Genomic DNA, 330 nt, shown 5'->3' with positions numbered 1-330 from the left:
CGGTCAGCCATTTTTCGTTGGGTTTTTTGGCTGTGAACAGACGTTTGAGGAGGTGTTCCGATATTTCGCCCATGGTGGGACGGCGGTAGGCTTTTTTCGCCCGTATAAGGGCTTTCAGTCCTAGCTGCTTCATCAACCGCGCCACTTTTTTGCGATTCCAATCCAATACTACGGCAATGCGCCTTTGCCCGTAGCGTCCTTTATGCCGTTCGTAGATTTCGGCGATAAGGGCTTTGTCGGCTGCATCGGGGTCGGGCCGGTCTTGGTGGTGGTAGTAAAAGCTGCTTTGGGGCAGGTTTGCGATGTGCAGCAGGTATTTGAGCGGGTGTT

General features: G+C 53.3%; 1 protein-coding gene. It reads right to left on the bottom strand.

The features are described 5' to 3' along the window. A partial coding sequence (locus tag HMPREF2872_RS09525; protein ID WP_141752881.1) for an IS3 family transposase occupies positions 1-330 on the bottom strand: 330 nt, incomplete at both ends.

The organism is Neisseria sp. HMSC069H12 (genome assembly GCF_001812735.1).
GTDB classification, from domain to species: Bacteria; Pseudomonadota; Gammaproteobacteria; order Burkholderiales; family Neisseriaceae; genus Neisseria; species Neisseria subflava.
This window is presented reverse-complemented; position numbering and strand designations above follow the sequence as displayed.